This window comes from Pseudomonas protegens, from assembly GCF_003363755.1.
Taxonomy (GTDB): Bacteria; Pseudomonadota; Gammaproteobacteria; order Pseudomonadales; family Pseudomonadaceae; genus Aquipseudomonas; species Aquipseudomonas danubii.
This window is the reverse complement of the sequence record NZ_CP031396.1, coordinates 2,434,005-2,456,610: the sequence shown is the minus strand read 5'-3', so window position 1 is coordinate 2,456,610 and position 22,606 is coordinate 2,434,005. Positions and strand designations below refer to the sequence as shown.

The following is a 22,606-nucleotide window of genomic DNA, read 5'->3' as shown; positions in this document are numbered from 1 at the left end:
GAGAAAAATTGCTCTTATTCGCAAACAAAATTGCACAGTTATTTTCGAATTGGAACACTAGAATAGCCGCTACTTTTTCCAATTCCAGAGCCCTCTATGCCAGATCCGGTTGACGCCCCCGGGTTGTCAGAACTACCACTGGACGACCTGGTTGCCTGCCATGAGTGCGACCTGCTGATGCGCAAGCCAACGCTCGCCCTTGGCGAGAAAGCACAGTGCCCGCGTTGTGGCTATGAGCTGTATGCCCATCGGCATAATGTGGTCGAACGCAGCCTGGCTCTGGTAATAGCCGCCTTATTGCTCTACGTGCCGGCGAACTTTCTACCCATCATGCAGCTCAATCTATTGGGACAGTCTTCCGAAGATACGGTCTGGAGTGGGGTACAAGGCCTGTTCGATACCGGCATGGAAGGCGTAGCGCTGGTGGTATTCCTGTGCAGCATGGGCATTCCATTACTCAAGCTGATTTGCCAACTTCTGGTGCTTCTAAGTATCCGCTGGAACATCGGCCGTAGTTACGGTTTGCTGCTCTATCGCATTTATCACCATTTGCGCGATTGGGGCATGCTCGAGGTCTACTTGATGGGCGTACTGGTGGCCATCGTCAAGTTGGCCGACATGGCCTCCATCACCGTAGGCCTGGGGCTGGTGTGTTTCATCAGTCTGTTGTTGGTGCAGGTCTGGCTGGAAGTGGTGATGTCGCCTCATCAGGTCTGGCAGGCGCTATCGGGAGAAGACATACATGCGGGCGATTGATGCAGGCATTCTGATTTGCACCGAATGCCATGAATTGAACCGGCAGGAGGCCGACAGCGACGGGCAGACCTGCACTCGTTGCGGAGCTTTGGTACACCCACGGCGTCCCAACAGCATCCTGCGTACCTGGGCTCTGCTGCTTACCGCCGCCATTCTCTATATACCCGCCAATGTCCTGCCGATCATGACCGTCAGCTCGCTGGGCCAGGGCGACCCGAGCACCATCATGTCTGGGGTCATCCAACTGGTGCAGCATGGAATGTTCCCCATCGCCGCCGTGGTGTTTGTCGCCAGTATTCTGGTGCCTACCTTCAAACTGGTGGGCATTGCCCTGTTGCTGTTCTCGGTGCAGCGTCACCAGCCACTGTCAGCGCGGCAACGGATTATCATGTACCGCTTTATCGAGTTCATCGGTCGCTGGTCGATGCTGGATATTTTCGTCATCGCCATTCTGGTGGCGGTGGTCAACTTTGGCCGGCTGGCCAGTATCGAGGCCAATCTCGGTGCGGTCGCCTTTGCCAGCGTGGTGATCCTGACCATGCTGGCCGCAGTAACTTTTGATCCCCGACTGATCTGGGATAACACGGAGTCGGACGACGACCATGAGTGATTTGCCTACCGCCAAAACCCGCCCGGCCTCCAACTGGTCGGCCATTTGGGTGCTGCCCCTGATTGCCTTGATCATCGGTGGCTGGCTGGGTTGGCGTGCCTACAGCCAGACCGGTATCGAGATCCAGTTGCGCTTTGAAAGCGGCGAAGGAATACAGGCCAACAAGACCGAAGTGGTCTACAAAGGCATGCCTGTGGGTAAGGTCAAGACTCTGGCTCTGGACGATGAGGGCAACTCCAAGGGGGTGATTGCCACGGTCGAAATGAACAAGGATGTCGAACAGTACCTGAAGACCAACACCCGCTTCTGGCTGGTCAAGCCTAGTGTCAGCCTGGCCGGGATCACCGGTCTGGAAACCCTGGTCTCAGGCAATTACATCGCGGTCAATCCCGGAGAAGGAGAGCCCACGCGCAAGTTCAAGGCCCTGGCCGAAGAGCCACCGTTATCGGATGCCAAGCCTGGCCTGCACCTGACCATCAAGGCCGAACGCCTGGGGTCGTTGAGCCGCGGCAGTCCGGTCTTCTACAAACAAATCCAGGTCGGACAGATCAAGAGCTTCCTGCTTTCCGAGGATCAGAACACCGTCGAGCTCAAGGTCTACATTGAACCGACCTACGCCAATCTGGTGCGCAAACACACACGCTTCTGGAACGCCAGCGGCATCAGCATCGACGCCAATCTGTCCGGGGTAAAAGTACGCAGTGAGTCCCTGTCCAGCATAGTGGCCGGCGGTATCGCGTTCGCCACTCCGGAAAATCGCAAGGACAGCCCGCCCACCGATCCTAGCCTGCCGTTCCGCCTGTACGAAGATTTCGATGCCGCCCAGGCGGGCATCCGGGTCAAGGTCAAACTCACCGATTTCGAAGGCCTGCAGGCAGGGCGCACGCCCGTGATGTACAAAGGCATCCAGGTGGGCAGCCTGAAAGCCCTGAAGGTCGACTCCGACCTGACGAGTGCCACCGCCGAGCTGACCCTCGACCCACTGGCCGAGGACTATCTGGTCCAGGGTACCCAGTTCTGGACTGTCAAACCCTCGATCTCCCTGGCGGGTATCACGGGGCTCGAGGCCTTGGTGAAAGGCAACTACATCGCCATTCGCCCCGGTGACAAGGGCGCCGCCCCCCAGCGGGAGTTCGAGGCGCGGGCCAAGGCCCCACCCCTGGACCTGCGGGCACCCGGCTTGCACATGGTGCTGTTTACCGACAATCTCGGCTCCCTGGAGGTGGGCAGCCCGATTCTCTACAAACAGGTCAAGGTCGGTTCGGTGCAGAGCTATCAGTTCTCCCACACCCGCAAGCAAGTGGTGATCGGTGTTCATATCGAGAAAGAATACGAGGGACTGGTCAACGGCTCGACGCGCTTCTGGAACGTCAGCGGCATCACCCTCACGGGCGGCCTCACTGGCGGTATCCAGATCAAGAGTGAGTCGCTGCAAAGCCTGATGGCCGGCGGCATCGCTTTCGAGACGCCGCTGCCCAACGTGCCGCTGAAAAAGCGCATTCCGCGGTTCCGTCTGTTCGCCAACCAGGAAGAGGCGGCGCAGCGTGGCACCCTGATCAACATCAAGGTTGATCGCGCCGATGGGCTGCGCGCCGGAACGCCGGTGCGCTTCAAGGGCCTGGATGTGGGCAAACTGGAAGAAGTGACCCTGAGCGCCGACCTGCAATCGGTAATGCTCAAGGCGCGGATCACCGAAGTGCCGGAACGTATTGCCCGGGTCGGCAGCCAGTTCTGGGTGGTCAAGCCGGAACTGGGGCTGATGAAGACCTCGAACCTGGAAACCCTGGTGACCGGTCAATACATCGAGGTTCAGCCCGCGGTGAAGAACCAGGGCGTGCAAACCAGCTTTGTCGCCTTGCCGCAGCCACCGGAAGCCAGCTCCCAGGAAGCGGGTCTGAGCCTGGTGCTGAGTGCTGCTCGCCGTGGTTCGCTGAAGGTGGGTGTCCCAGTGACTTACCGGGAAGTGACCGTGGGCAAGGTCACCGGCTACGAACTGGGACAGACCGCCGACCGGGTACTGATCCATATCCTCATCGAACCCAAGTACGCGCCGTTGATTCGTGGTGGCACGCGCTTCTGGAACAGCAGCGGATTCGGTGTGGACTTTGGCCTGTTCAAGGGCGCCACAGTGCGCACCGAATCCCTGGAAACCTTGATCCAGGGCGGCATCGCCTTCGCCACCCCGGATGGCGAACGCATGGGCAACCCGGCCCGTCCCCAGCAGACCTTCCCGCTGTTCGACAAGTTCGAGGATGAATGGCTGACCTGGGCTCCCAAGATCCCCCTGGGCAAGTAACCCTGTTGTAGGAGCGAAGCAGCCCTCAAGCCCAGAGCACGCTTTTGTTGGCAAGCCAGCTCCTACAAAAGCGATCCAATAAAAAAGGCCGCGCTCCCAAGAGCGCGGCCTTTTACGTTGCAGCGTTACCCAGTCAGACTTCGTCCAGTTCCGCTTCTGCTTCGGGTTCCACGTTCAGAGTCGCCTTGACCTGATCGTGACGACGGATGAACTTCCAGTCCGCCTCATCGATGTAGATGCCGTTCGGTCCGCTGCCGCCTTCCAGGTCGATGGCGACCTGGGCCGACACCTGCGGCTTCACACTGGCCAGGATCGGCACGAAGCCCAACTGCAGGCTGGTTTCCAGCAGCGCCGCCTGGTTGCGTTCGTCGATGTCCGCCGCTTCGTCGAGGTAGTAAGGCAGACGAATGCGCCCGGCCTGGTCGCGGTCCATCAAGTGCAGCAACAGGTACATGTTGGTCAGCGCCTTGATGGTCATGGTGGTGCCGTTGGACGCTGCGCCATCGATGTCGGTATGGATCACCGGCTGGCCGTTGACCTTGGTGATCTCGAACGCCAGCTCGAACAAGTCCTTCAGGCCCAACTGGTTGTGGTTGGCTGCCACCAGCCGCGCCAGGTACTCCTTGGCCTCTTCGTTCTTGTTGTCCTGCTCGGCGCTCTGGCTCAGGTCGAACACCGACAGGGTCTCGCCTTCCTCGTACTGGCCGGCGCTGTGGATGATCTGGTCGATGTGCTTGAGGGCTTCCTTGTTCGGCGCCAGGACGATGCGGAAGCTCTGCAGGTTGGACACCTGGCGCTTGTTGATCTCGCGGTTGAACAGCGCCAGCTGGTGTTCCAGGCTGTCGTAGTCACTGCGGATATTGCGCAGGGTCCGGGCGATGTCGGTCACCGCCGCGCGGCGCGCCTTGCCCAGGGTCAGGGCTTCGTCGGTGCGGTGGGCATAGGCGTTGATCAGCAGTTGCAGGCGGCGCTCGACGTCATCCTCGCTGTCGAACTTGGCCACGCCCTTGAGGCGTACCTGGGCATACAGCGCCTCGATCTGCCCGTCGACCCGTTGCAGGCCCTGCCAGCTGTCCTGGTAGTCGTTGAGCAGTGGCAGCAGGTTGTCCATGGAGTCGTCCACCGGGTCCATGAACGGCGTGCCGAACGGCAGGTCTGCCGGCAGCAGCTGACGGCGACGCAGGGCGTCATCCAGAGTGCGCTGCTTGGCTTCCATGTCGGCGATCTGCCGGCCCACCAGTTGCAACTTGGCCGACAGTTGCTGGACGCGTTCGGTGAAGGCATCGCTGGAACGCTTGAGTTCGTCCTGGGCGGCTTCCATCTGCGCCAGCTGTTCCAGCTTCTCGCCTTCCTCGGCGCTCAGGGTCTGGGCGCGGCGGAAGTCTTCCAGGGCCTTCTGCGCATCCAGTACCTGCTGGTACAGGGCCTCGGTCTGGGTCTTGCTCGCGGCGCGGTCGGCGGCCACGGCGGCCTGGGTCTTGAGCTGCTTGAGTTCTTTTTCCAGACGCTCTTTCTGATCCCGCAGGGCGGCGCGGTCGGCCAGGGCCTGCAAGGCTGGCGGCTCGATGTGGGAGAGGTCGATGGTCAACCCCGGCACTTCGAAACGCTCGCCCTTGAAGCCGTCGAGGATCAGCTCCACCGACTTCACCCACTCGCCGTTGTCGTCCAGGGCGATGCCATGCTCGCCCAGGGGCAGGCTGAACAGCGCGCTGTTGAACAGGCGCATCAGGCGCTCCACGTCCTGCTGGGAGAACTCCTCGCGCAGGCGGGCATAGCTGTTGTTGTCAGCGTGATCGAGTTGCTGCTTGACCGACTTCAGGCGCTTTTCCAGATCCCGCAGGCGTTCTTCCAGGTCTTCGGCGGAGAACTGCCGGGACTGGGCCAGGGCGCCGGCCAGTTCATCGTGGGCATCCTTGGCCGCCAGCAGTTGCTGTTCCAGGACCTTGACGTCATCCACCAGGGCGAAGCGATGCTTGAGCACCGACAACTCGCCGAGCCAGCGCTGGGTGCCGGTGATTTCCCGTTCCAGGCGCATCATTTCCTGGGTGCTGCTGCGCTGGTCGTTCTGCAGCGCGTCCTGCTCATTACGGTAGTGCTCGGCCTGGATGGTCAGCTCTTCCTTGCGCGCGCCGGCGTAGTCCGACCAGGTGCCCAGCAGCGAATCCAGCAGCGGCGACAGGCGATGCAGCTTGCCCCGCAGAATGTCCCGCTGCTTCACGCCGTTGGCCAGGGCTTCCACCAGAGGGCCGGCGGCCACCAGGGAGTTGTAGTCCTGCTCCATGCGCCGCACATCGCGGAAGGCTTCGTCGCAGGCGGCGATGTAGTCGACGCTGCCGGAGCGCAGGCTGTGCTCGAAGGCATCGAGGAACAGCTGCTTGAGCTTGGCCGCGGTGATCTCGCGCATGTGCAGCAGGTTGATGAACAGCGCGCGGAATGTTTTCAGGCTCTGTTCGCTGGTGGAGCGCAGCGGGATCAGGGTCAGGTCCAGGGGGATCGAGGTGTGGCCGCCCACCAGCAGGCGCCGCAGTTCATCGGGCTTGAGCTCATAGGCCTTCAGGCCCTGGCGTTCCAGGTTGGTGAACAGCTCTTTCTGTCGCAGGCAGGTGTCGTCCTTCTGGTAATGCGCCAGGTCCAGCTGGCCGGCGTAGGCGAAGAACTGGTGGCCGAAGCCGCCGCCCGGGCCGCGCCCGACCACGCCAATCACATGAGGGCCGTGGGGCAGCGAGACTTCCACCAGGATGTAGCTGGTGTCGGAGGCGAAGTAGAAGCGCCGGGACTGTTCCAGGCTGTACTTGCCGAAGCTCATGTCCGACATGCGCGCCAGGATCGGGAATTGCAGGGCGTTGATCGACGCCGACTTGCCCAGGTTGTTGGCCCCGTAGACCGACAGCGGCTCTTCCAGGGGGAACAGGCCCAGGCTGTAACCAGCGGTGTTCAGTAGGGCAAAGCGGCGGATGCCGTAGCGTTCCTTGCTCATGCGTCGAGCTCCTGTTCTTCGGCGATGGCCCGGGCCAGCGCGTCTTCTTCACTTTCTTCGGACTCGTCGAATTCGCTCAGGTCCAGCGGGTCATCGGTCTGCAGCAGTTTCTCGTCGCTGTCGTCGTCCACCAGTACCGGGGTCGGCAACGGCAGCACGCTGTGCAGGCTGGCGGCCAGGTCGCGGTCCTGTTGCACCGACAGGCAAACGTCGAGGAAGCGGTGCATTGGCGGCAGGAAGCGGTAGATCCCCGGTTCCTCGGCGGCAAAACCCAGCTGGGTCATGCGGCGCATGATTTTCTCTTCCAGCTCTTCCTGGGTCTGCACTTCAGCCTGGATGAACAGGTCGCGGTATTTCTCCAGCAAGGACGGCAGTTCGTCACGGCCGAGGCTGCCGCCATCAAGCACGGCAATCGGGTCGCGGCCCTGGTCGGCCAGATGCTCCACCAGGATGAAAGTGAACAGCGCCAGGCGCTGGGCGGTCTTGTTCACCTGGGCGGCGGCGTTGTCGGGGACAAAGTAGTAGAAGCCGCGGGTATCGCACACCAGCTCGAAGCCCAGGGCCTTGAACAGCGTGCGGTACTGGTCCTGGAAGTTCGACAATTGCGCGTACAGCTCCGGGTCGCGGCGGCTGACGTGGTAACCCTTGAACAGCTCGCGGAAGATCGGCGCCAGCTGGGACAGTTCGGAAAGATCAAGATGCATTGGCGTTGCTCGCAGAATGCTCGGCGGTGTCATCGCGGGCCGAGAGCAGGGCGAAGGAGCGCAGGCTGACCTGGTGCTCCTGGGTGTGGTAGTCGCGGCGTTCTAGGCGCTCGCGCTTGAAACGTTTTTCCCGCGACAGGCGCGAGAACCAGTACAGCAATTCGTCGGTGGCGCCATCCGGCTCCTGGTCCAGCAGCCAGCTCATCAGGTCCGGCATCGGCAGGGCGTCTTCGCAGCGTTCGAGCATTTCCCGAACCGTGCGCGGCGCCTTGGGGGCCAGGCCCTTGTGGGTCTTGTGGGCCTTGGGGAAACGCGCCGGCTTGGGCTCGAAGCGGGCCAGGGCGTAGACATAGGCTTCCACCTGGCCGGAGCTGCCGAGAAAGGTGCTCTGCGGACGGGTGAACATCGGCATCGCCGCCTGGGGCACCGCGTCGATGCCCTTGCGCCGGATGGCCGCCAGGGCCAGGGCCGCGCCACGGGTCACGGCGTTGTGGCGGCGGGCTTCCTCACGCAGCGGCAGCAGCAGTTCCCGGGCGTGGCGCAGGGTCAGCTGGGCGCTGGTCTGCATTTCCAGGATCCGCGCGTGGGTGCGCAGCAGCATGTCGTCGTCCACCAGGTGGCCCAGGCGCTGTTGCTCGGTGAGCAGGCGCAGCAGGACGTTTTCCACCTTGCGCACGCCTTGTTCGAAGGCGCCGTCGGCGTTCACCAGCTGGATCATCGGTTCGACGTATTCGTCCCAGGTGGCCAGCACCTCGGCGTAGCGCTGGCGCAGGGGAATCTGCCGGTCGCTGGTCTTGGCCCGCTCGGCCACAGCCACCAGGGCCTGTTCGTCGTTGGCAAGCTTCTTCAGGACATCGCGCACGCGCATGTCCAGCAGCCGCAACTGGCGCGCCAGGTCGTTGCCGTCGCGCACGTCGAAGGCGTCCTGGATGTAACCGGCCAGGCGCTCCAGGTGACGCAGGTAGGCTTCGATTTCCAGGCACAGGCCCAGGCGGTGTTCACGGCGCAGGTAGGCGAGGAAGTCGTGGATCTGCGCATTGAGCTCGAAACGGTTCGGGCTTTTCGCCACCGGGACCAGGATGTCCAGGCGTATCCATACGTCCAGCAGGTGGGTGATGTCCTGGGGCGTGCTGTCCAGTTGTTGGGCAGCCAGCTGTGAACGCAGTTCGGCAAGACTCAGGGTGCCTTGGTCGAAGTGCTCGCACAGCGGCTCCAGAAGTGCCCAGTGTTCGGCGAGGGCGCGCAAGACGCGCTTGGGTTCGATCATCGGAATGGCCGGCTGGTTGGCAATGAAAAGCGGCGATTGTACTGCATCAGGGGGCCGACGATTCACCCCCGGACCCAGGTATGAGACGGACTGTCGCTTTTGCGCGCAATCAACAGCAGGCGATCTTTGGCGAAGGACGGTAGAATCCCCCACCTCAGTTATCCACAAGTGGCCGACCTTTGCTTATCGAGTCCCGTCGTCGCGCTTATCTGTCCGCCATGCAGGTGGTCAGTTGGCTGCCGCGCAGCGAATTGCCCTTTGCCGCCCCTTCGCGTCCTGAATTGCTGGCCTTGCCGGAACCCGAGGTGCAGGCCCCGCCTGCCCCTGTGGTCGAGGCCAAGGCCCCGGCGGCGGCTGCAAGGACCGTCGAACGGCCGAAGATCGAGGTACCGCGTCCTTCCACCACGCCTGCAAAGTCAGCCAGCAAGCCAGTGGCCGAGGGCGAAGAAGCCCCGGCTCCGGTGGTCAAGGCGCCGGTGGTACCGCCGCCGCGTTTTGCCCTGCAGCTGTTGCGGGCCGGCCGTTGCCTGCTGCTGGTGGAGTTACCCACAGGCGAAGCCTTCCAGAGCCGCGACCCGGCCTACTTGCTGCTCAAGGACATGCTGCGCGCCGCCGGCCTGCCGGACAGCCCGCAGATCCTCGCCGAGCCGGTGCGCTGGCCGATGCTGACCCGGGGCAACCTCGATCAAGGTCCGGAAGCCGCCCGGGACTTCGTCCAGGCCTTTGTCGGCGTGCGAATCGAAGAAGAGCCCTGTGTCTGCCTGTGGCTGATCGGTCTGCCGGCCGTACGTTTCGCCGGGGAAGCCAACGCTGAATCCTACAACCGTGAACTGCAGGTCGAAGGCCTGGGTTCGGCCTGGGCCTTGCCCGGCCTGGAACTATTAATGGAAGAGCCACAGCGTAAGGCTGATGTCTGGCAAGCCATGCGTCGATTGATGACGCGCTGGAAAAGCACTGATGAGCACAATGACCAATGAGTGACGCGTTGACCTTCCGCCTGGCCACCGAGGCGGACCTGGATGCCATCCTGAAAATCGAATATGCCGCGTTCAGCCACCCCTGGACCCGGGGCATTTTCATGGATGCCTTCAAGTCCTACGAAGTCTGGCTGATGTTCGAAGGCAGCCAGCAGGTGGGCCACGGAGTGATCCAGGTGATCATTGACGAGGCGCATCTGCTGAACATCACCGTCAAGCCGGAAAGCCAGGGCCGCGGCCTGGGCCTGCGGCTGCTGGAGGAACTGATGAAGCGCGCCTACCAAAAGGACGCGCGCGAATGTTTCCTCGAAGTGCGTTCCAGCAACCAGACCGCTTATCGGCTTTACGAGCGTTATGGCTTCAATGAAGTCGGGCGCCGCCGCGACTATTACCCGGCGGTGGGCGGTCGCGAAGACGCCCTGGTGATGGCCTGCACCCTGGTCGACTGAGCCTTCAACCAGCACGCAGGCAGCTGCAGGAGCTGGCTTGCCAGCGAAGACGCCATTCGCGGCGATGTATGGCTTGAGGGCCTCTTCGCCGGCAAGCCGGCTCTGCGGGAGAGGGCGTCATTAAATGTGGCGCCGAGCTCAGGGTTTGCCGTCCAGCGGGTCGCGACGTGCCAGTTCGGCTTCATCCAGACCACTGCCACCCCCAATGTCCGTGGCATCGACAATACTCAGATCCCAGTCCGCCGGTTTATCGGCGCCGATTTCCCGGGCAGAACGGGCCCCATCCTCGCGGATCAGGGTTTCCGGGCTCAGGTCGTCGTCGCTGGAGCCGTCGCTGGTGAGGCCGGTGCTGCTGAGGGCGCCGGGTTCGTCGTCATCGAAATGCAGTTCCTCCATGGACCCCATGCGATCCTGATCATCGTCGATCGGCTCGGGCTGGGGCGCGTTGAAGGGGCGTCGTGATTCGGTCATGGCGATTGCTCATACTTTTAGGGGCTTACAGGGTGGACCCACAGCCCCGGTGAAGATTCCCCGGCAGGGATAACCGGTATCTGCCGTTATTGGCGTGACCTCGACAGGCACTCGTCTGTCAAAGCTGCGCATCATTCTTGAGGCTTCACAGCATGAACGAACTACAAGATCTGATTGATAACAACGCGCGTTGGGCCGAAGCGATCAAGCAGGAAGATCCGGAATTCTTCTCCAAGCTGGCCCGCCAGCAGACTCCGGAGTACCTGTGGATCGGCTGCTCGGACGCCCGGGTGCCAGCCAACGAGATCGTCGGCATGTTGCCGGGCGACCTGTTTGTGCACCGTAACGTGGCCAACGTCGTGCTGCACACCGACCTCAATTGCCTGTCGGTGATCCAGTACGCGGTGGATGTACTCAAGGTCAAACACATCCTGGTCACCGGCCACTATGGTTGCGGCGGCGTGCGCGCCTCGATGCAGGATCGCCAGTTTGGCCTGATCGATGGCTGGCTGCGTTCGATTCGTGACCTGTACTACGAGCACCGCGAGGCGCTGGCACAACTGGCCACGGAAGAAGAACAAGTCGACCGCCTGTGCGAACTGAACGTGATCCAGCAAGTGGCCAACGTCGGCCATACCAGCATCGTGCAGAACGCTTGGCATCGCGGGCAGAGCCTGTCGATCCACGGCTGCATCTACGGGATCAAGGACGGTCGCTGGAAGAGCCTGGACACGACCATCAGCGGTTTCGAACAACTGCCACCGCAATATCGCCTGCGTCCCCTCGGCGCCGTCTGAATGCGGGCTGGCCGCTGCGTGAAGGCGCAGCGGCCAGCGGCGGACTTCAGAGGTGCGGCACCTCGGTGCTTGGCGCCGGTGCCGGTGCCTTGAGCTGCTTGAGCTGGGTCGTGACCGGTGCGCTGCTGCACTTGGCCGCGGCCTGTTGCTCGGTCAGCTTGCGTACCGAGGTGTAGAACAACTCGCAGGTCTGCTCTTTTTGCGTCACCTGCCAGGTCTGGGTGCAACTGCTGAGCAGGGTGCTCGGGTCCGTCCCCGGCTTGCTGCCCATACCGGCCTGCCAGCAGGCCGCACTCAAATCCTGTCCCATGACTTTCAGTCCTGCGGCGTCGGCCTTGGCCTCGTCGTTGTCATAGTTGTCCGGGTCCGCCGCGTACCAGATGTAGCTCGGGTGGTTGGAGCCCAGTACCGGCACCTTCACACCTTCGCTGGGGCTGATTTGCGCCAGGCCCAGCACATTCACCGTGACCCCATATTGCTGCTTGAGCCAGTTACGCACGGGCGCACCGAAAGCCACCATCGGCAGGGCCGCGCCGCTGGCGTTCTGGCTGACCTGCTTGACCATGGTGGTCTGGTAGTTGTTGAAGTAGCTGTAGACCCCTTCCAGGTCCTTGCCGGCACTCGATGGCGCGGCGATCGGTGCGATGTCGACAATGGTCTGGTACGCCGGCGTTTGCTCTGCGGCAATGCCGTTGACGGTGAGCAGGGTAGCCCAGCGGTCGGTGGTGGCCGACTCCAGATAGTCCTGGGCCTGGGTCAATGAATAGTCCGGCGGGAAGTGCAGCAGCTCGACGCTCTTGCGGTTTTCCAGGGCCATGCCCAGAGGCAGGAACAGGTACCAGCTGTAGGCCCATTTGCCATCGGCATTGAGCTGGCTGGCGCCTTTATAGGCCAGGTCGCCGGCATCGAGCAGGGCGCTCAACGGTTTGTCGTAGCCCTCGGGCACGCCGCTGATGGAGGCGACAACCTTGTCGTTGGCGGTTTTCACGCTGACCTTGGCCGCGCTGTAGCCATCGCGCTGCACGCTTTGGGTCAGGTAGTGCTCCACCGTCTGCTCCAGGGTCCAGTTGCGATAGCAGATCACGTTGCAGTTGTTGGGGTAGGCGAAGAGTTGGGTGACACGTTGCGGACTGCCCAGATCGACCTCGACATCGGCCATGACGCTGGTGCTCAACGCGGCGGCCGCCAGGGCCAGGGAGATTCCTGCGAATTTGAACATGCTCAGATCCTTTTCAGCGTGAACCCCATGCAGGGGGGAAGGGCATTGTTTAAATGAACGTTCGGCCCGTACCTGTTCAACCAGGCAGCAAGCGTGTCAGAGGATAGGCGGGATAATGGATTCGGCACGCCAGGATGATGCCGCTCATGAGCAGCAGGAAAATAACTTGCAGTGGGCTCCAGTGGCTCCAGTGCAACGCAGTCAGGTAAGGGTGTCTTTCACTGAAACCTGGGTCCAGATGCCCGATCCGTTTGTCATGCAACAGGCCGATCAGGATGAAACCCGAGTATCCAGCCATCCCCAGCGGTCCCAGCAAGGCCGCGAAAACTGCAAGCATCGCCAACTGGGGGACTGCGTGGCGCAATATCAGCCACTCGCCATGGGGGTTCAGACGTCTGGGCAGCAGGCGTTCGCTGAGCCACAGATCAAGGGCAATCATCTGATGAGATGTGGGCACCCAGAGCAGGAGCATGATCAAGCGTGCCACCGCCGTGGGAATCAACGCGATCGTTCCCCCGAATAACAAGGCAGGCATTGCTGAATGATCCTCCTGATTAAGGAAGAACAGGGTCAAGGCCAGAGCCAGGGCAGCCCAGACCCTGATCCAGGTCTGCGCCGCTGGGGGCCGAGGCATGAACTTGCGCCAGAAGAAAACGTCGCTACAGGGCAGACGCTCGATCAGTTGCGGGTAACGCCCGCTCAGGGTTTGCGCAAGATCCTGGCAGGCGACCCAGTGGTCTACGCCGAAGTCCAGGATCAGGTTCTGCTGTTGCCGGCGTGACAAGGGATTGAGCAGCAGTTGCGCCGCCTGAACTTCAGGTGCCCAGGTCTTGTGGTCTTGCGCCTTGGCTTGCAGGGCGTGGAAGAAGGCTTCCTGCTCACAGCGTTGGATCAGGCTATGCCAGATCCAGGCGGGTTCCGGATGGACCCCGCAGGCATCGTCCCAGCCCAGGAGTTGGCAGACTCGGTCGAGCAACGGCAGGCTCCACTGAGTGTCGTACAGTAATTGCATGACGATTCGTTGCCATTCCTGTCGACGGTCGAACACCTGCATCCAGGGCTGTTTACTGTAGGTTTCGAGGGAATGGAGGAATTCCGGTTCCTGCCGGGTTTCCAGAAGCTCTTGCAGGGTCTGCCGGTATTGCTGCAACAACCCGCTGGTCAGCGCCTCTTCTTCCCAGGGTGTCATGTGCACCTGCTGCCAGGGTGTCAGCCATTCCAGGTGCTGCACCGCCCAGGTGGTGATGGCAGTGCGAAGCCCTGGCTGTTCGAAGCAAAGACGCAGCAAACCGGCTTCAAACGCTGGCGCACAATCCAGGTCCAGGGCCTGTTGCCAGCGCTGTGGCAGTGTGTGCCGACTCAGGTTCAGCAGCAGAGGCTGTGCCGGGTCGTCGGTTTGCCGGGTGATTGGCAGCGCTTGAGCCGCGGGTTGGATCTCCAGCAGTTGCGACCAATGTCGAAGGTTGGCGTCATTCGCCGGTGTCATGGTCGGGAGCGTGCTGGCTAGCGTCGTGTGGGAAGTCGGTCGTTCTTGTTCCTCTTCCCGCCAGCGAGCCAGTTGCAGCGCCCGCTCATAAGCCTCGCGAAGGCGCTGGAAGCCTTCGGCATCCTCATCGGGACGGGTGCTTTTCAGGCGTTTGGCGTAGCTGCGCTTGATGCTGCGCTCATCGGCATCGTCCGGCAGTTCCAGCAGGGCCCAACAATCCATGTCGCCGCTCCTCAGTGCCAGTGGCCGTTTTCCAGTCTCTGCAGCTGTTCACTGAGTTGGTTGCGCACTTCGCGGATCTTGCGCTCGTCCTGGGTGTCCAGCACTTGCTGGAATTGCCCGGCCCAGTAGCCGATCTGTTCGCGCAATTCCCCAAGGCTTTCCTGATACAGACGTTCCAGGCGGGCGCTGAGCAGGGTGTTGACCTGCTGGTCGCGGGGATGAACCTTCAGTTGCTCCAGGGCCTTGAGCCGCTCCTGGATTTCTTCCGGGGTCAGCACGCCGGGGTTGTTCTCGATCACCAGGGAACGGCTCTCACCGGTCAGGGGAATGCTCACCTGGGCTTCCAGCAGGCCGTTGATGTCGTAGGTGAAGCGCACGTCCAGCGAGACTTCACCGGCCGGGCGCTTGGGCACCTGCATTTCCAGCTGGCCGAGGGCGACGTTGTCGCGCACCAGGCGGCTCTCGCCCTGGAAAATCTTCAGCAGCACCTGTTCCTGGTTGTCGTGCAGGGTTTGCACGGTCTTGACCCGGCTCACCGGCACCACGCTGTTGCGCTCGATGATCGGCAGGTAATGCCCGCCCTCGATCTGGTTGCCGTACTGCTGGGAGGTTTCGATGCCCAGGGTGTAGGAGCAGACGTCGGTCAGGACCACTTCTTCCAGGGCCGCGGAGCGTGCCTTGAGGGCGGCCTGGACCGCCGCGCCCTGGGCCACCACTTCGTCGGGGTCGAGGCTGATGGAAGGAAAGCGCCCGAACAGCCCCGCCGCCAGCTTGCGCACCAGGGGCATGCGGGTGGCGCCGCCCACCAGGAGGATTTCATCCAGGTCGCTGACGCGGATTCGCGCATCGCGCAGGGCCCGCTCGATGGGCGCCCGCAGGCGTTCCAGCAGGGGCGTGTAGAGGTTGGCCAACTGCGCCTGGGTGATGATCTGGGTCCATTGCCGGCCATCGACCCGCAGGCTGAACTCGGCGCTGGGTTCCTGGCCCAGGGCACGGCGTACCCGTTCGGCTTCCCGGCGCAGGGCCTGGAGCACGCTCTGGCGCTCGGGAAAGTCCGCCGCCCGGCCTTGCTGTTCGATGAAGTGCTCCAGCAGCAGGCTGTCGAAATCCTCGCCGCCGAGGAAGTTGTCACCGGCGCTGGCGCGGACTTCCATGACCCCGTCGAACAGCTCCAGGATCGACACGTCGAAGGTGCCGCCACCGAGGTCGAAGACCAGGAACGAGGTTTCCTTGTCGCGCTGGTGCAGGCCGTAGGCCAGGGCCGCGGCAGTGGGTTCGTTGATCAGCTTTTCCACCTTGAGCCCGGCCAGCTCACCGGCGATCCGCGTGGCCTTGCGCTGGGCGTCGCTGAAGTAGGCCGGCACGCTGATCACCGCCTCTTCCACCGGCTCGCCGTAGGTGCGCTCGACATCCTCCTTGAGGCTCTTGAGCACCAGGGCCGAGAGTTCTTCCGGGCGAAACAGACGATCCCCCAGACGCACTTCGGTGGCGCTGCCCATGTAGCGCTTGAACAGTGCGGTGGTCAGTTGCGGATGGGTGTGCAGGCGTTCCCGGGCGGCCTGGCCCACCAGCACCCGGCCCTCATCGTCCAGGCCCACCACGCTGGGGGTCAGGAGCTGGCCCAGGGCGTTGGGCACCAGCTCACTGGCGGTGTCGCGCCAGACCGCCACCAGGCTGTTGGTGGTCCCCAGGTCGATGCCTACGATCATGACGACGAACTCCCTTTCCAATCGGAAAACTGATGAAACAAATAGGTGGCGCGCAGGATATTACCCGCCGGGTGGATGGGTAAAGTGCGTGATGTCACATGGCTATTATTGGCGCCGATGCCGCAGAGCCGAAGCGGATCTTGAGCTTCGGTTCTGCGGTGGCTGGCGGGCCTGTTGCGGGCCCCGCCGGGGTCAGACGCTGAAGTGCAGGGCGTTGGTCAGATCGCCCATGGGTGTCTGGCCCCGGGCAATCATGGCCTCATCACGTTCCTTGATGCCGTCCAGGGTTTCCAGCTGGAACACCCGGGTGATCAGCCGCAGGATCGAGGCCGTGTCATACACCGTGTGATCCACCGTGCCCTTGCGGGCGAACGGCGACACCACCAGCGCTGGAATCCGCGTGCCCGGGCCCCAGCGATCACCCTGGGGCGGCGCCACGTGGTCCCACCAGCCGCCGTTTTCGTCGACGGTGACGATCACCACCATGTTTTTCCATTGCGGGCTTTCCCGCAGCACTTTCAGGGCCCGGTCGATATGCCGGTCGCCAGCGGCTACGTCGGCATAGCCGGCGTGCAGGTTGAGGTTGCCCTGGGGTTTGTAGAAGGTCACCGCTGGTAGCTTGCCGGCCTCGGCGTCGGCGAAGAACTTGTTGGTGCTCGACTCGTCTCCCAGGCCGCCGTCGCGCAGGCGCTTGGCACGCTCGGCCGGATTCTCCGGACCTTGGCGCACAAAGTAGTTGAACGGCTGGTGGTGGTACTGGAAGTTGGGGATCTTGGGAATCCCGCCGGAATCCTTGAACTGCTCCAGGGTCGCCTGCCAGGCGCCGCCGTACCAGGCCCAGTCGACGTTCTTCTTCGACAGCTTGTCGCCGATGTGCTCGTGGGTCTGGGGCACCAGCACGCTGGGCAGGTCGGGCTTGGCGTAGTCCGGGCGCTGCGGGTCGCGGATCCAGGTCGGCCAGTAGGGCGGGGCCATGGTGTTGACCGCGTAACCGTCCGGGGTCAGGGCGCTGGGGCCGAACTGCGGGGCGCCGTCCAGGGCGCTGGCCGGGGATTTGTCCAGGGGCTTGAGGCGGGTGCCCTTGGGGTCGTCGCCCTGCAAGGTGGCGATCTGCGACTTGGCCACCGAGTTGGCCGCGTCGGGGTAGAACGGCACCTTGGCGCTGATCAGGTACTGGTGGTTGAGGAAGGAGCCGCCAAAGGCGCCCTGGAAGAAGTTGTCACAAAGCACGAACTCTCGCGCCACATCCCACAGGCGCAGGGAGTAACGGGTCTGGGCGTAATGCCCCATGGTCAGGGCACCGGAGTCGGCCCAGGCCACGAAGCCATCGTTCTTGCCGCCGTTGATCTGCATCTGGTTCTGGTAGAACACATGCCACAGGTCGCGGGTCACCAGGCCCAGGGGCAGGTCCTCGCCGCTGGGGCCTTTGAGGGCGAACGGCGCATTGGGCAGGTTTTCCTGGAACTGGGTTTCCACCGGGTAGGTGATGCCGTCCAGGGTCTGTGGCCCCACTTGCAGGATGCCGCCCCAGATGGGCGGCAGTTTCGACAGCAGGCTGCCATCGCGGTCCCGTTGCTGGAACGCTTCGGGCTTGAGGGCCGACAGCGGTTTTTCCACGCCGGGGAAGTTGGCGAACAGGTTGTTGAAGCTGCGGTTCTCGGCGAACAGCACCACCACGTTCTTCACCTGATCGCGCAGCGCCTTGTCCAGCTCAGTAGGGGAGAGTGGACGTGCATCCGGTTTGCCAGCGGGGTCGCCGGGCTTGCTGCAGGCGCTCAGGGTGGCGCCGACCCCAAGAACGGCAACGCCGCCAAGGAAGCGGCGGCGGCTGGTGTCGGTGGGTTGGTCGGCGTTGGTTTCGGGGGTGTCGCGCTGGTCGGTATCGTCGCTCATGTCGGCTCCTTGCACGTCGATCTGGAAATTCGTTACAAACTATTTCGGTGGCACGGTAACAACCGAATATGACGCAAAGACTACAGGAATGCTTCAGGAGTCCACTGCGATGGCCTCTGAAAAGTCTGAAATCCGCGTCGAGAAAGACTTATCCACAGGCCCGCTCCGTCTTGGCGGAGCGGGCTCGGCGAGCCTTCAGGGGATCACGGGCGGCAAGTAGGCCAAGGTGGTGCCCAGGGCCCAGAGCAGGACCAGTACCAGCGGGGTGTGCACCAGCAACTGGACGAAGGAGAAACCGATCAGGTCCCGGGCCTTCAAGCCCAGTACTCCCAGCAACGGCAGCATGTAGAAGGGGTTGATCAGGTTCGGCAAGGCCTCGGCGGCGTTGTAGATCTGCACCGCCCAACCCAGGTGGTATTGCAGGTCATTGGCCACCTGCATCACATAAGGCGCTTCGATGATCCACTTGCCGCCGCCCGACGGAATGAAGAAGCCCAGCACCGCCGAGTACAGGCCCATCAGCAGGGCATAGGTGTCGTGGGAAGCGATCTGCACGAAGAAGGTCGAGATGTGGTGGGCCAGGGTCTGGCCGTCCACGCCCTTGACCACCGTCATCAGCGCGGCGATCGAGCCATACAGCGGAAACTGGATCAGCACCCCGGTGGTGGTGGGCACCGCCCGGGCCACGGCATCGAGGAAGCTGCGCGGGCGCCAGTGCAGCAGGGCGCCGGCCATCAGGAACAGGAAGTTGTAAGTGTTGAGCCCAGAGATCGCGGTGATCGCCGGTTTGGTGGCGAACTCGTGATACAGCCAGCCGGCGGCCAGCAGCGCCAGGAGAATGGTCAGCAACGGGCTGTACTCCAGCCACTCGCCGGGGCGGGTCCGCGGTTGCGGCTTGGGCATGCTGAAGCTCGGGTCGACCCCGCAGGCCTGGGCATCCCGGGCACTGTTGGGCCCCGGGGCGGTGGCGTAGGCGACGATCAGCGAGACGACGATCAGGGCCAGCAACAACACCCCCGACTGCCAGAGAAAGATGGTTTGGGTGAAAGGAATCACCCCGGTGATGGCCAGGATCGACGGCGGCAGGCTGCCGGGGTTGGCCTGCAACTGCGCGGCCGAGGACGACAGCCCCAGGGCCCAGACAGCGCCCAGGCCCAGGTAGGCGGCGGCCCCGGCGGCGCGGTAGTCCATGCGCAGTTCGGTGCGTCGGGCCAGGGCCCGTACCAGCAGGCCGCCGAACACCAGGGACAGGCCCCAGTTGAGCAAGGACGCGACCATGGAAATCAGCGCCACCCAGGCCACCGCCGAGCGGCCGTTCTTGGGAATGCGCGCCAGCTTGTCGATCAGTTTCACCGCCGGCGGCGAGCTGGCCACCACATATCCGCCGATGACCACGAAGGCCATCTGCATGGTGAAGGGGATCAGGCTCCAGAAGCCGTCACCGAAGGCCATGGCGGCATCGGTGGGCTTGGCGCCCATGGCCAGGGTGGCCAGGGTGACGATGATCACCGCCAGTGCGGCGAACACCCAGGAATCGGGAAACCAGCGTTCGGCCCAGTTCGAACAGCGCAGGGCAAAGCGGGCGGAGCGGCTATCTTGAATATCAGCGGCCACGTCAGTACCTCGGATTTCTTATGTTTATAAGGAAGACGGCCGCCCCAGGCTGAGGCGGCCGAGAACTGTGCAAGAATGCGGCAATTGCCACGGACTGCAAAGGACTCAAAGCCGATGTCATTTTCCCCCGAAGAACGCGCCGCACTGCTCAAAGTCAAGGGTGTCGGGCCCACAGTGGTGGGGCGCCTGGAGCAATTGGGGATCATTTCCCTGAGCCAGTTGGCCGCCGCCGATGCCCTGGACATCGTCACCCAGGCCTCGGCCCTGGTGGGCTCCAGTTGCTGGAAAAACAGCCCACAGGCCCGCGCCGCGATCCAGGCGGCCATTGCCATGGCCAAGGCTCGTCTATAGCCCGGATCGCCAACGACTGATGGTTGTTCCTCGGGACGATTGCATAGACCATGTGCAGCCTTGCTGATTGCCACCCTCCGAGTTGCTTTTATGACCCCTTCCACTGAGTCGTCGCCGGCGCGCTTTTCCCGCGCCGACTACAAGACCCTGGGCCTGGCCGCCCTGGGCGGCGCCCTGGAAATCTACGATTTCATCATCTTCGTATTTTTCGCCCTGACCCTGAGCCAGCTGTTCTTCCCTCCGGAAATGCCCGAGTGGCTGCGCCTGCTGCAAAGCTTCGGGATCTTTGTCACCGGCTACCTGGCCCGGCCCCTGGGGGGCATTCTCATGGCCCACTTCGCCGACCGGTTGGGGCGCAAGAAGGTCTTCAGCCTGAGCATCCTGATGATGGCGCTGCCTTGCCTGCTGATCGGCATCATGCCCACCTATGCCCAGATCGGTTACTTCGCGCCCTTGCTGCTGTTGGCGCTGCGCGTGCTGCAAGGCGCCGCCGTGGGGGGCGAAGTGCCCAGTGCCTGGGTATTTGTCGCCGAGCACGCGCCACGGGCCCATCGCGGCTATGCCCTGGGCTTCCTCCAGGCCGGGCTGACCTTCGGCTACCTGTTGGGCGCGCTGACCGCGACCCTGCTGGCGCGGGTCTTCAGCCCCGAGGAAATCCTCGATCATGCCTGGCGCTACCCCTTCCTGCTGGGCGGGGTGTTTGGCGTGATTGGCGTTTGGCTGCGCCGTTGGCTGAGTGAAACCCCGGTGTTCGTGGCCCTGCAGAACCAACGCGACAGCGTCGGCGAATTGCCCCTGCGCACCGTGCTGCGCGAGCACCGGCTGGCGATCCTGCCGGCGCTGATCCTCACCTGCGTGCTGACCTCGGCGGTGGTGGTGTTCGTGGTCATCACCCCGACCATGATGCAAAAGAGCTTCGGCATGAGCGCCAGCCATACCTTTGCCCTGAGTAGCCTGGGCATCGTTTTCCTCAACATCGGCTGCATCCTGGCCGGGCTGATCGTCGACCGCCTCGGCGCCTGGCGCACGGTGATGCTCTACAGCCTGCTGCTGCCCCTGGGCATCGCCGTGCTCTATGGCTGCCTGATCAGCGGCGGCGAGTGGATCGGCCTGGCCTACGCCATCGCCGGCCTGGGCTGCGGGGTGGTGGGGGCGGTGCCATCGGTGATGGTCAGCCTGTTTCCACCGCGGATTCGCGTCTCTGGCATTTCCTTCACCTACAACATCGCCTATGCCCTCTGGGCCAGCACCACGCCGTTATTGCTGATTGCCCTGATGCCCTGGAGCCCATGGATCTGCGTGATCTATTGCGCGGTGATGGGGGCGGTGGGGGTGGCCAGTGCCAGCTACTTTGGTGGGCGCGTGGGCGAGGCTCGGCACGCGTCGGCGCAACCTGATGGGGGCTACTGATCAGCTTCGCGAATTTTCTTCAGCGGGTGCGATTATTTGGGTAGCAGTTGGTCCAGGTAGCGGGTGCGCTCGTTGCTCAGGCGGGTCACGCAGCGGTTGATCAGGGTGACGTGGGCCGGCTTGCCCGGTTCCACTTCGAAGGCTTCCAGCACGCAGCTGCTGTCGCGGTATTTGATCCAGGCACGCTGGGCATTCTTCAATTTGCCGAGGTATTCCTGTTCTTGCAGCAGGCTGCTGGGATACAGGTTGTGGACCCGCACCAGCAGTGCCTGATAGCTCTGGTTGAGCGCAGCGTCGGCGCGATCCTTGTCCTGCCGGGCGCAGCGATCGATCTGTTCGCTGACGCTGATGTGCTCGCAGTCCAGTGCAGCGGCCTGGGCAGGCGCCCAGCCAGCGGCACTGGCGAGTACGGCGATGACTAGGCCAAAGATCCAAGGCTGATGAGGCATGTCGGTCCCTTGCGCTGAGAATGGAGCAGGCATTCTACAGAGCTGTTGCCAGGGAGAGCATGTGCCTGCTCCTGCAAGGCGTGTCGGACGGGATCGAGACCGAGCAGCTGGAGCCGGTGGGGCATCAGCAGATGCGTGAGCAAAAAGGTGGTCTGGCCGGCGAGGCGATCGTGCGGCTCAGTCGCGCTCTTCGAGGACGTAGCCCACGCCCCGCAGGGTGTGGATCAGTTTGCGCTCGAAAGGGTCGTCGATCTTCGCTCGCAAGCGGCGGATCGAGACTTCCACCACGTTGGTGTCGCAATCGAAGTTCATGTCCCAGACAAAGGAGATGATCTGGGTCCGGGACAGCACTACGCCGCTCTGACGCATCAGCAGGTGCAGCAGGGCGAATTCCTTGGTGGTCAGATCGATGCGTTGTTTACCGCGAAAGGCCCGGTGCCGGCCCTGGTCCAGTTCCAGGTCGGCGACCCTGAGCACGTCGGGCACCGCTGCCTGTTCGCTGCGGCGCATCAGGGTGCGGACCCGGGCCAGCAGTTCGGGGAACTCGAACGGCTTGACCAGGTAGTCATCGGCCCCCAGGTCCAGCCCCCGGATCTTGTCCGCCAGCCGTCCCTGGGCTGTGAGCATCATCACCCGGGTGTTGCTGTCCTGGCGGATCTGGCACAGCACGCCCCAGCCGTCGATCTGCGGCAGGTTGACGTCCAGAATCACCAGGTCGTAGGCGTGCTGGCGGGTCAGGTGCAGGCCATCCGCGCCGGTATTGGCACAATCCACCACATATCCACTTTCAGTCAGTCCCTGATGCAGGTAGTCGGCAGTTTTAAGTTCGTCTTCGATAACCAGGATACGCATGCTGATGAGGTTCTCGGCGATAAGGGGCAGTAAAAGAAAGTTGCTGTAAATGACTGGATTAATAATTTAAAAGTACACTTTCATGCAGGCGGCTTGA

General features: G+C 62.9%; 19 protein-coding genes. 8 read left to right on the top strand and 11 right to left on the bottom strand.

Annotation, left to right across the window (positions count from 1 at the left end; genetic code table 11):
- Positions 1-96 precede the first annotated feature (96 nt).
- The 3 genes from DWF74_RS10860 to DWF74_RS10850 are packed head-to-tail and all read left to right on the top strand — an operon-like array spanning position 97 to position 3,662.
- The gene (locus DWF74_RS10860; RefSeq protein WP_102860186.1) at positions 97-756 is read left to right on the top strand and encodes a paraquat-inducible protein A; all 660 of its coding nucleotides are present in this window, start codon (positions 97-99) and stop codon (positions 754-756) included.
- Positions 743-1,366 (top strand): paraquat-inducible protein A, encoded by a 624-nt coding sequence (locus DWF74_RS10855; protein ID WP_102860187.1) that lies wholly within the window; start codon positions 743-745, stop codon positions 1,364-1,366. The genes DWF74_RS10860 and DWF74_RS10855 overlap by 14 nt, the downstream gene beginning before the upstream one ends.
- Positions 1,359-3,662 carry a PqiB family protein gene (locus DWF74_RS10850; protein ID WP_115580943.1) on the top strand — a complete coding sequence of 768 codons (2,304 nt, stop codon included), beginning with the start codon at positions 1,359-1,361 and terminating at the stop codon, positions 3,660-3,662. Before DWF74_RS10855 ends, DWF74_RS10850 begins: the two co-directional genes overlap by 8 nt.
- A gap of 133 nt (positions 3,663-3,795) precedes the next feature.
- On the opposite strand, the gene mksF is transcribed toward DWF74_RS10850, so the two are convergent.
- Genes mksF through mksB form a run of 3 tightly spaced genes read right to left on the bottom strand, consistent with a single transcriptional unit; the run spans position 3,796 to position 8,610 of the window.
- The gene (gene mksF, locus DWF74_RS10845; protein ID WP_115580942.1) at positions 3,796-6,639 is read right to left on the bottom strand and encodes an Mks condensin complex protein MksF; all 2,844 of its coding nucleotides are present in this window, start codon (positions 6,637-6,639) and stop codon (positions 3,796-3,798) included.
- Positions 6,636-7,343, bottom strand: a complete 708-nt coding sequence (gene mksE / locus DWF74_RS10840) for an Mks condensin complex protein MksE (RefSeq protein ID WP_047285462.1) — start codon at positions 7,341-7,343, stop codon at positions 6,636-6,638. The genes mksF and mksE overlap by 4 nt, the downstream gene beginning before the upstream one ends.
- The gene (gene mksB / locus DWF74_RS10835) at positions 7,333-8,610 is read right to left on the bottom strand and encodes an Mks condensin complex protein MksB (RefSeq protein ID WP_162884091.1); all 1,278 of its coding nucleotides are present in this window, start codon (positions 8,608-8,610) and stop codon (positions 7,333-7,335) included. Before mksB ends, mksE begins: the two co-directional genes overlap by 11 nt.
- 179 nt (positions 8,611-8,789) lie before the next feature.
- On the opposite strand from mksB, the gene DWF74_RS10830 reads away from it, so the two are divergent.
- Together DWF74_RS10830 and rimI are read left to right on the top strand one after the other, a co-directional pair.
- On the top strand, positions 8,790-9,587 hold the full coding sequence (locus tag DWF74_RS10830) for an energy transducer TonB (protein ID WP_110596293.1): 798 nt from the start codon (positions 8,790-8,792) through the stop codon (positions 9,585-9,587).
- Positions 9,584-10,036 carry a ribosomal protein S18-alanine N-acetyltransferase gene (gene rimI / locus DWF74_RS10825; protein WP_047285456.1) on the top strand — a complete coding sequence of 151 codons (453 nt, stop codon included), beginning with the start codon at positions 9,584-9,586 and terminating at the stop codon, positions 10,034-10,036. Before DWF74_RS10830 ends, rimI begins: the two co-directional genes overlap by 4 nt.
- A 138-nt stretch (positions 10,037-10,174) precedes the next feature.
- Here the strand turns inward: rimI and DWF74_RS10820 are convergent, their stop codons facing one another.
- A complete protein-coding gene (locus DWF74_RS10820) occupies positions 10,175-10,507 on the bottom strand; it encodes a hypothetical protein (protein ID WP_047306113.1) in 333 nt (110 codons plus the stop codon).
- Between the two features lie 152 nt (positions 10,508-10,659).
- Here DWF74_RS10820 and can point away from each other — a divergent pair, with 152 nt between their 5' ends.
- Positions 10,660-11,304: a carbonate dehydratase gene (can, locus tag DWF74_RS10815; RefSeq protein WP_016963568.1), complete on the top strand. Its 645-nt coding sequence runs from the start codon at positions 10,660-10,662 to the stop codon at positions 11,302-11,304.
- A gap of 46 nt (positions 11,305-11,350) precedes the next feature.
- Here the strand turns inward: can and DWF74_RS10810 are convergent, their stop codons facing one another.
- The 5 genes from DWF74_RS10810 to DWF74_RS10790 form a co-directional block, all read right to left on the bottom strand.
- Positions 11,351-12,523 (bottom strand): hypothetical protein, encoded by a 1,173-nt coding sequence (locus DWF74_RS10810; protein ID WP_102880979.1) that lies wholly within the window; start codon positions 12,521-12,523, stop codon positions 11,351-11,353.
- A gap of 76 nt (positions 12,524-12,599) precedes the next feature.
- Positions 12,600-14,231: a J domain-containing protein gene (locus tag DWF74_RS10805; protein ID WP_115580941.1), complete on the bottom strand. Its 1,632-nt coding sequence runs from the start codon at positions 14,229-14,231 to the stop codon at positions 12,600-12,602.
- Positions 14,232-14,242: 11 nt separating this feature from the next.
- Positions 14,243-15,940, bottom strand: coding sequence for a molecular chaperone HscC (locus DWF74_RS10800; RefSeq protein ID WP_115580940.1), 1,698 nt, complete (start codon positions 15,938-15,940; stop codon positions 14,243-14,245).
- A 192-nt stretch (positions 15,941-16,132) separates the two neighbouring features.
- The gene (locus tag DWF74_RS10795; protein WP_115580939.1) at positions 16,133-17,833 is read right to left on the bottom strand and encodes an acid phosphatase; all 1,701 of its coding nucleotides are present in this window, start codon (positions 17,831-17,833) and stop codon (positions 16,133-16,135) included.
- Between the two features lie 195 nt (positions 17,834-18,028).
- Positions 18,029-19,447: a short-chain fatty acid transporter gene (locus DWF74_RS10790; protein WP_102860196.1), complete on the bottom strand. Its 1,419-nt coding sequence runs from the start codon at positions 19,445-19,447 to the stop codon at positions 18,029-18,031.
- Between the two features lie 114 nt (positions 19,448-19,561).
- On the opposite strand from DWF74_RS10790, the gene DWF74_RS10785 reads away from it, so the two are divergent.
- Both DWF74_RS10785 and DWF74_RS10780 read left to right on the top strand, forming a co-directional pair.
- Positions 19,562-19,798, top strand: a complete 237-nt coding sequence (locus DWF74_RS10785; RefSeq protein WP_102860197.1) for a Pathogenicity locus — start codon at positions 19,562-19,564, stop codon at positions 19,796-19,798.
- Positions 19,799-19,888: 90 nt separating this feature from the next.
- On the top strand, positions 19,889-21,208 hold the full coding sequence (locus DWF74_RS10780; RefSeq protein ID WP_115580938.1) for an MFS transporter: 1,320 nt from the start codon (positions 19,889-19,891) through the stop codon (positions 21,206-21,208).
- Between the two features lie 32 nt (positions 21,209-21,240).
- On the opposite strand, the gene DWF74_RS10775 is transcribed toward DWF74_RS10780, so the two are convergent.
- Both DWF74_RS10775 and DWF74_RS10770 read right to left on the bottom strand, forming a co-directional pair.
- Positions 21,241-21,657 carry a lysozyme inhibitor LprI family protein gene (locus tag DWF74_RS10775; RefSeq protein ID WP_115580937.1) on the bottom strand — a complete coding sequence of 139 codons (417 nt, stop codon included), beginning with the start codon at positions 21,655-21,657 and terminating at the stop codon, positions 21,241-21,243.
- A gap of 177 nt (positions 21,658-21,834) precedes the next feature.
- Positions 21,835-22,509, bottom strand: a complete 675-nt coding sequence (locus DWF74_RS10770) for a heavy metal response regulator transcription factor (RefSeq protein WP_102860200.1) — start codon at positions 22,507-22,509, stop codon at positions 21,835-21,837.
- Between the last annotated feature and the right edge of the window lie 97 nt (positions 22,510-22,606).

Coding starts and splice junctions, on each gene's coding strand:
- DWF74_RS10860 (WP_102860186.1), top strand. CDS start 97: ATGCCAGATCCGGTTGACGCCCCCGGGTTGTCAGAACTACCACTGGAC.
- DWF74_RS10810 (WP_102880979.1), bottom strand. CDS start 12,523: ATGTTCAAATTCGCAGGAATCTCCCTGGCCCTGGCGGCCGCCGCGTTG.
- DWF74_RS10800 (WP_115580940.1), bottom strand. CDS start 15,940: ATGATCGTAGGCATCGACCTGGGGACCACCAACAGCCTGGTGGCGGTC.
- DWF74_RS10785 (WP_102860197.1), top strand. CDS start 19,562: ATGTCATTTTCCCCCGAAGAACGCGCCGCACTGCTCAAAGTCAAGGGT.
- DWF74_RS10850 (WP_115580943.1), top strand. CDS start 1,359: ATGAGTGATTTGCCTACCGCCAAAACCCGCCCGGCCTCCAACTGGTCG.
- DWF74_RS10795 (WP_115580939.1), bottom strand. CDS start 17,833: ATGAGCGACGATACCGACCAGCGCGACACCCCCGAAACCAACGCCGAC.
- DWF74_RS10770 (WP_102860200.1), bottom strand. CDS start 22,509: ATGCGTATCCTGGTTATCGAAGACGAACTTAAAACTGCCGACTACCTG.
- DWF74_RS10780 (WP_115580938.1), top strand. CDS start 19,889: ATGACCCCTTCCACTGAGTCGTCGCCGGCGCGCTTTTCCCGCGCCGAC.
- mksE (WP_047285462.1), bottom strand. CDS start 7,343: ATGCATCTTGATCTTTCCGAACTGTCCCAGCTGGCGCCGATCTTCCGC.
- DWF74_RS10820 (WP_047306113.1), bottom strand. CDS start 10,507: ATGACCGAATCACGACGCCCCTTCAACGCGCCCCAGCCCGAGCCGATC.
- DWF74_RS10775 (WP_115580937.1), bottom strand. CDS start 21,657: ATGCCTCATCAGCCTTGGATCTTTGGCCTAGTCATCGCCGTACTCGCC.
- mksF (WP_115580942.1), bottom strand. CDS start 6,639: ATGAGCAAGGAACGCTACGGCATCCGCCGCTTTGCCCTACTGAACACC.
- mksB (WP_162884091.1), bottom strand. CDS start 8,610: ATGATCGAACCCAAGCGCGTCTTGCGCGCCCTCGCCGAACACTGGGCA.
- DWF74_RS10805 (WP_115580941.1), bottom strand. CDS start 14,231: ATGGATTGTTGGGCCCTGCTGGAACTGCCGGACGATGCCGATGAGCGC.
- DWF74_RS10855 (WP_102860187.1), top strand. CDS start 743: ATGCGGGCGATTGATGCAGGCATTCTGATTTGCACCGAATGCCATGAA.
- rimI (WP_047285456.1), top strand. CDS start 9,584: ATGAGTGACGCGTTGACCTTCCGCCTGGCCACCGAGGCGGACCTGGAT.
- can (WP_016963568.1), top strand. CDS start 10,660: ATGAACGAACTACAAGATCTGATTGATAACAACGCGCGTTGGGCCGAA.